This is a genomic window from Pseudoxanthomonas taiwanensis, assembly GCF_010093135.1.
In the GTDB taxonomy this organism is placed as follows: domain Bacteria; phylum Pseudomonadota; class Gammaproteobacteria; order Xanthomonadales; family Xanthomonadaceae; genus Pseudoxanthomonas; species Pseudoxanthomonas taiwanensis.
The window spans coordinates 20,294-27,311 of sequence record NZ_PDWK01000037.1 but is presented as its reverse complement, the minus strand read 5'-3'; the positions used below and the strand labels follow the sequence as shown (position 1 = coordinate 27,311).

At 71.2% G+C, this 7,018-nt stretch carries 4 protein-coding genes and 1 pseudogene; all 5 read right to left on the bottom strand.

All coding sequences use genetic code 11. From position 1 onward, the window contains the following. A pseudogene (locus CR938_RS08645) lies at positions 1-123 on the bottom strand (IS5/IS1182 family transposase); the annotation flags it as partial. 63 nt (positions 124-186) lie between these two features. Next, positions 187-2,754: a putative peptide modification system cyclase gene (locus CR938_RS08640; RefSeq protein WP_162124628.1), complete on the bottom strand. Its 2,568-nt coding sequence runs from the start codon at positions 2,752-2,754 to the stop codon at positions 187-189. A gap of 13 nt (positions 2,755-2,767) precedes the next feature. Beyond that, the gene (locus tag CR938_RS08635) at positions 2,768-3,805 is read right to left on the bottom strand and encodes a GGDEF domain-containing protein (RefSeq protein ID WP_162124627.1); all 1,038 of its coding nucleotides are present in this window, start codon (positions 3,803-3,805) and stop codon (positions 2,768-2,770) included. A gap of 118 nt (positions 3,806-3,923) precedes the next feature. Further along, complete coding sequence (aceA, locus tag CR938_RS08630) at positions 3,924-5,216, bottom strand: isocitrate lyase (RefSeq protein ID WP_162124626.1); 1,293 nt, start codon at positions 5,214-5,216, stop codon at positions 3,924-3,926. A gap of 53 nt (positions 5,217-5,269) precedes the next feature. Further along, positions 5,270-6,943 (bottom strand): malate synthase A, encoded by a 1,674-nt coding sequence (gene aceB, locus CR938_RS08625; protein ID WP_162124625.1) that lies wholly within the window; start codon positions 6,941-6,943, stop codon positions 5,270-5,272. Positions 6,944-7,018 lie beyond the last annotated feature (75 nt).

Below are 7,018 nucleotides of genomic sequence, written 5' to 3'. Positions count from 1 at the left end.
CGGCTCGATCAGACCCAGCAGCGCCTGCCACGGCACCACCTGCTCCATCTCCGCCAAAAACACCTCGCGCCGCGTGCGCTTGCGGCTCCCCAGACCCTCGGCATCACCGAACGACAGCTGCATCGCATTCACCCCGATCACGGTGAGGCATTGTCGCGCAATCGGGCGGAGTTGTTCAGACCTTCCCTAGGGGACAGCCGCGGCCGCCAGTACCCGTGCGGGCGGCGAGCGCATCCGTTCGCCGACGCGCGGCGCCTGTTCCGGGTCCTCCAGATCCCGGGCATTGAGCGCGGCCAGCCGCGCATCAACCACGTTCATGGCCTGCTGGCACCAGGCGCATCCGTATTCGGCATACGCCAGGGCGCGATTCCTGGCAAGCCAGCCGGCCTGGGCGGCGGCGGCTTTGACGTCACCCAGGGCCAGATGGGCCTCCATCCTCGCCACGTAGGCCTGCATTGGCTCGGTGCCGTCCTTGATGGTGTCCAATGCCGCCAGTGCTTTCTCCGCTTGGCCGTCCTGCAGCGCCAACCGCGCATGGACGACCGCCAGCAGCGCATTCACCGGCTGCACCGCGGCCAGTTTCGGCCGGGCTTCGATCACCTCCAGCACGCGCCGCGCTGGCCCCCGCTGGCCCATGCGCAACCCGAGGATGGCACCGTACAGTGCCAGCGCTGCATCGTCGCGCTGGTCCATTGCATTGTCCGGGCGGACCACGGCTGCCAGTGCGGCCTCCACAATCTCGTCCACTCCTTTCCGCGCGGCGGCATGGTCACCCAGCGCCCACGCCACCACTGCTCCCGGCATCAGACTCTGGCGCGCACGCGGCCCATCAGCCGACGCACGGGTTCGCACGCGCGCGGCCTCCATCCGGGCGGCATCCCACTTCCGCTGGTCCAGATAGATCGAAACCCGTTCGAACAGGGTCTGCTTGAGCTGCCCATCCGCGGGCCACGCCGCTTCGGCCGCCTCGAAGTCGTCACCCAGCGCATGCCAGACCGCGAGCCATGCCTGTGCCGTTGCCAGCCCGCGCCGGCTGGCCGCCACAAGCGCATCGTATGAAGCCTTGCGTTCGCCCAGAACCATCTGCACCCGGCCCAGCAGCTCCATCGACAGGGGCGCGAACTCGCTCTGCGGCGCCGCCGCGCGGACGGCATACGGCAACGCCTCGACATGCTGGTTCCGCACCTCGAGCGCATAGGCCACATTGGCATGGGCCTGGAAGAAGTCCGGGTAGGCCCGCGCCACAAGCATCCAGGCATCCGCGGCCCGCCCAGGATCATCCACCTGTACACCCCACGCATCCAGGTACATCTGCTCGCGGCTGGCCAGGCCGTCGCGCAGGGCCTGGGCGCGGCGCAGGTGCGGCACACCCCGGGGAAGCTGGTCGAGCGCGTTGTACGCCCGCATGAGGCCGATGTGGGCCAGTGCGAAGTCCGGATCCAGCTCTATCGCGCGCCGGTACGAATCCGCCGCCTGGACGAAATTGCCCTGCGCGTACGCCTCCTGCCCAAGTGCATAGCCATGGAGGGCATCCAGGCTCGCCGTCGCCACCCGGGGAAGCGGTTTGAAGTCCCGGGCCTGCGATCGGCGCGTCTCGCCCAGCCGCTCACGCAGGTCCGAAGCCACCTTGTCCACCGAGGCCAGGACCGAATCCAGTCCATCCCCGGCCGCCGACGCCGCGTACAGCACCTCCCGGGTGCGCGGCTCCACCAGCTCCAGTGTCACGTGCACGCGCCCTCCCACCTCCGATACCGTCGGCAGGATCACCCCCCACGCACCGTCGCGGATTGCGATCTCGGCGGCGAGGTCACGGTCGATTGGCGTGTCCGGGGACTTGCGCATGCGTGCCAGCGTGTCGCGCACCTTCTGGTCGGACAGCACATTGACATGACGCGACTGCCCTAGGCTCAGGCGCAGGGCCTGCTCCACCGATTTGTCCAGGACCGGGCGGCCGGTGGTGTTGTGCAGGTCGCCCAGCACCACCCAGCTGCGCTCGGCGAAGGCGATGGCCGGTTCGGGCCGGGTCAGCAGCCAGGCCGCGATGCCCAGCGCCACCGCGGCCAGCACCTGCACGGCGAGCATGGCCGGACGCCGCCACAGCGGGACGTCGCGCCAGGCCTTGGCCGCGGCCGGCCGGGGCGCCTTGAGCGGGGCCTGGCCGGCCTCGCCCACCTCGTGCACTTCCAAGGGGGCGGGCACTCCCTTCAGGCGCCAGCGGCCGTGGCTCTTCCACACCAGGCGCCCCGCGAGCTCCGCGCCCAGCTCGCCCGCCGCGCGGCGGGCCATGGCCTCGGCGGTGGGCGAGAGCAGGATCTGGCCCGGGCGGGCCATGGCCATCAGGCGCGCGGCCACCGGCTTGGCCAGGCCTTCGGCCTCCACCGGCTTGGCGCCCTCGCGCACGGCCGCCTCGTCGTTGGTCCCGAACACCACCTCGCCCACGTGCAGGCCGGCGCGCGCGGCCAGCTGCACGCCGTACGGCTTGCCCAGCGGCCCCAGGCCGCGCTGGTAGTCCAGGGCGAAGCCCAGGCCGTCCACCGGGCGGTCGAATAGCAGGAACAGGCCGTCGGAGCGGTCGATGAGACGGCCGCGCCAACGCTGCTGCAGCTGCAACACCAGGCGGTCGTGGTCGCGGAACAGGCGGGCGGCGGCCACGTCGCCGAGGCGTTCGATCACCGCGGTCGAATCGCACAGGTCGGTCAGCAGCAGGGTCTGCAGCCGCGGTTCGACGGCATCCTGGCGAGGCCTCTCCAGCATGCGTGGCACCCCTTCAGTCGATGGCGAGCACTCCGCCGTCCATCCAGTAGGCACAGTTTCCGCCACTGCGCTTGGCCTGGTACAGCGCCGCGTCCGCACGCGCGTACCAGTCGTTCCAGTCCTCGGCCAGGTCCACCAGGCAGGCGCCCACGCTTACCGGGCAGATGGTGGGCACGGCCTGCTGCATGCGCATCAGGTTGCGGGTGGTGCCGAGCACGAACTCGGTGTAGCGGACCACGTCCTCGGCGGCGCGGGCCGCGACCAGCAGGCAGAACTCGTCGCCGCCGAGCCGGCACGGCACGTCGTCCGGGCCGGCCACCGAGCGCAGGATGCCGGCGATGTTCTGCAGCACGCGGTCGCCCACCAGGTGGCCGTGGTCGTCGTTGATCTGCTTGAAGCGGTCGCAGTCCACCAGCAGCAGGCCCATGCTGCCACGCAGGCCCAGGCGCCGGCATTCCTGCAGGTGCAGGGTCAGGCCGCGGCGGTTGTACAGGCCGGTCAGCTCGTCGATGCGGATCAGCTCTTCGGTCTGGTTGAGCTGGTGGGTGGTGGCGTAGAGGTTCTCCAGGGCCGTCTCCAGGTCCTGGTTGCGGCGGCGCAGCTGGCGGATCAGGTCCTGCTCGTTGAGCACCACCCGGCTGATGACGCGGCGCAGGAAGCGGGCGATCGCGGCCGGGTCGCGCTCGACCAGCCGCTCGAAGCCTTCCGGTCCCAGTTCCAGCAGGCGGCCGGGGGTGGCGGCGCGGGCGTCGGCGCCGCGGGTGTGGTCGCCGATCAGCAGCCCCAGCTCGCCGAAGAACTCGCCCGGGCCCAGCCGCTTGAGCGCCAGGTCGTTGCCGAAATCCAGGTCGACCCGGCCCTCCAGCAGCACGTACATGAGCCGCCCCGGGTCGCCGCGGCGGAACAGGCGCTCGCCCTCGGCCATGGCCCGTTCCCGGCCCACGGCGGCAAAAAGCTCCATTTCGGACACAGACAGGCACGTACCGGCGCCGGTGGGCGCCGTGCCGTGCTCCCCCTGGCGGGTGGTCTGCGCTACGCCGTCCCTCGGCATCCAGCAGCTCCCACGACCCGGTCCCCTGCCCGGAAACCGGCAGCATACCATCCCGGCCCCGGGAGTGGCCCGGGCCCGGCCGCCCTCCCCCAAGGGCGACCGGACCCGGGCCGGTTACTCAGGCCGCGGCGCGGTCGCGGAACTGGGCCTCCTCGGTGGACCCGGCCAGCGCCGTGGTCGAGGACTGGCCCTGCTGGATGGCCTGGGTCACCGCGTCGAAGTAACCGGTGCCCACCTCGCGCTGGTGGCGCACGGCGGTGAAGCCCAGCCTGGTGGCCTCGAATTCGGCCTCCTGCAGCTCGACGAAGGCGCTCATCTGGCGGCGGGCGTAGCCGTAGGCCAGGTTGAACATCGAGTAGTTCAGGGCGTGGAAGCCGGCCAGGGTGATGAACTGGAACTTGTAGCCGTAGGCGGCGATCTCGCGCTGGAACCTGGCGATGGTCGCGTCGTCCAGGTTCTTCTTCCAGTTGAAGCTCGGCGAGCAGTTGTAGGCCAGCAGCTTGCCCGGGTACCTGGCGTGGATGGCCTCGGCGAACTTGCGGGCGAACTCCAGGTCCGGGGTGCCGGTCTCGCACCAGATCAGGTCGGCGTACGGGGCGTAGGCCAGGCCGCGGCTGATGGCCTGCTCCAGGCCGTTGCGGGTGCGGAAGTACCCCTCCACGGTGCGCTCGCCGGTGCAGAACGGGCGGTCGTTCTCGTCGATGTCCGAGGTCAGCAGGGCGGCGGCCTCGGCGTCGGTGCGCGCGATCAGCACGGTCGGCACACCCATCACGTCGGCGGCCAGGCGCGCGGCGTTGAGCTTGTCAATGGCCTCGCGGGTGGGCACCAGCACCTTGCCGCCCAGGTGGCCGCACTTCTTGGCCGAGGCCAGCTGGTCCTCGAAGTGCACGCCGGCCGCACCGGCCTCGATCATCGCCTTCATCAGCTCGAAGGCGTTGAGCACGCCCCCGAAACCGGCCTCCGCGTCGGCCACGATCGGCTGCAGGAAGTCGATGCTGTCGTCGCCCTCGGCGTGGTGCAGCTGGTCGGCGCGCAGCAGGGTGTTGTTGATGCGCTTGACCACCGCCGGCACCGAGTCGGCCGGGTACAGCGACTGGTCCGGATACATCTGCCCGGCCAGGTTGGCGTCGGCGGCCACCTGCCAGCCGGACAGGTAGATCGCCTTGAGCCCCGCCTTGACCTGCTGCATGGCCTGGTTGCCGGTCAGGGCGCCCAGCGCGTTGACGAAGTCCATCTCGTGCAGGTAGCGCCACAGCTTCTCGGCGGTGATGCGGGCGATGGAGTGCTCCACCGGGATGGTGCCGCGCAGGCGCACCACGTCCTCGGCGGTGTAGTTGCGGCGGATGCCGGCCCAGCGCGGGTCGGTCTCCCACTCGTGGCGGATCTGTTCGGCGGTCTTCAGCGTGGTCATGGCAGGTCTCCGTGGAAAGGGGGCGATGCCGGACGGCCCGGCGGCGGGTGGGATCAGTCGATGCGCGCGTACGCCGGCAGGGTCAGGAACTCGACCAGCTGGCAGGCGCGGGTCAGCTCGTCGAGCAGGGCGATGGCCTCGGGGATGCGTGCCGCGCCCGGCAGGTTCCCGGCGCTGCCCAGGCGCACCGGCAGCGCGGCCAGGGTGCGCTCGAACAGGGCGAAGTCGATCGGCGCGCCGTCGGCCAGGAACAGCGGGCTGCCGGCGTGGTGGCGGCCGCGCGGGTCGGAGTGGTGCAGCCACTGCCACAGCTGGGCGCGCGCGATCTCGGCGGTGGCCGCGTCCTCCATCAGGTGGTGGATCGGCACGCAGCCGTTGCCGTCCAGCCACGCGGCCAGATAGCGCACGCACACCTCGACGTTGTTCTCGAAGCCGGCGCGGGTGATGGTGCCCGGCGGGGTGCGGACCAGGTCGTCGCGGCCGACCTGCACGTCCTCGCGCAGCACGTGGTGCTGGTTGGGCGTGGGCATGTGCGCGTCGAACACCTCGCGTGCCACCGGCACCAGCGCCGGGTGTGCCACCCAGGTGCCGTCGTGGCCGGCGGTGACCTCGCGCAGCTTGTCGGCACGCACCCGCGCCAGGGCCTGCTCGTTGGCCTCCGGGTCGTCCTTGATCGGGATCTGCGCGGCCATGCCGCCCATGGCGTGGGCGCCGCGGCGGTGGCAGGTGCGGATCAGCAGCTCCGAGTAGGCCTTCAGGAACGGCTGGGTCATGGTCACCTGCCCGCGCTCGGGCAGCACCCGCGAGGGGTGGGCGCGGAAGGTCTTCAGGTAGGAGAAGATGTAGTCCCAGCGGCCGCAGTTCAGGCCGACGATGCGGTCGCGCAGGGCGTACAGGATCTCGTCCATCTCGAAGGCCGCCGGCAGCGTCTCGATCAGCACGGTGACCTTCATCTGCCCGTGCGGCAGGCCCAGGAAGGCCTCCACGTGCGACAGGGCGGCCTCCCACAGCTCGGCCTCCTCCATGCACTGCAACTTGGGCAGGTAGAAGTACGGGCCGCGGTCCTTCCCGGCCAGGGCGCGGGCGTTGTGCCAGGCGAACACGGCCATGTCGAACAGGCCACCGGACATCGGCTCGCCGTCGATGCGCACGTGCTTCTCGTCCAGGTGCCAGCCGCGCGGGCGCACGATCAGCACGGCCTGCTCCTCGAACGGGCGCAGCCGGTACTGCTTGCCGTTGGCGCCCTCGAAGGCCAGGGTACCGTCGACCGCGGCGGCCAGGGCGCGCTGGCCGGTCAGCAGGTTGCGCCAGGTCGGCGAGGTCGCGTCCTCGAAGTCGGCCATGTAGCAGTTGGCGCCGGAGTTGAGCGCGTTGATCACCGTCTTCGGGTCGGTCGGCCCGGTGATCTCGACGCGGCGGTCCTGCAGGGCGGCCGGGATCGGCGCGACCTTCCAGTCGCCGGCGCGGATGTGCGCGGTGTCCTGGCGGAAGTCGGGCAGGCCACCGGCGTCGTAGAAGGCCTGGCGCTCGCGGCGGGCGGCCAGGCGCTCGCGGCGGCCCGGCTCGATGGCCCGGTGCAGGGACACCAGCAGCCCCAGCAGCGGCGCCGGCAGCACCTGCTCCTGGCCGGCCACCCGCTCGGTGAGGGTCAGGCCCGCGGCGCGCGACGCGGCGGTACGGGGCGGCTGGACGGGACGGCCCGGAATGGCGGCGGCGGTAACGGACATGGTGGACTCCTGTGCTCCGTGTGGGAGTCCAACGTGCTGCACCGCGTCGTATTTTACAAAACAGTTTTGTCAATG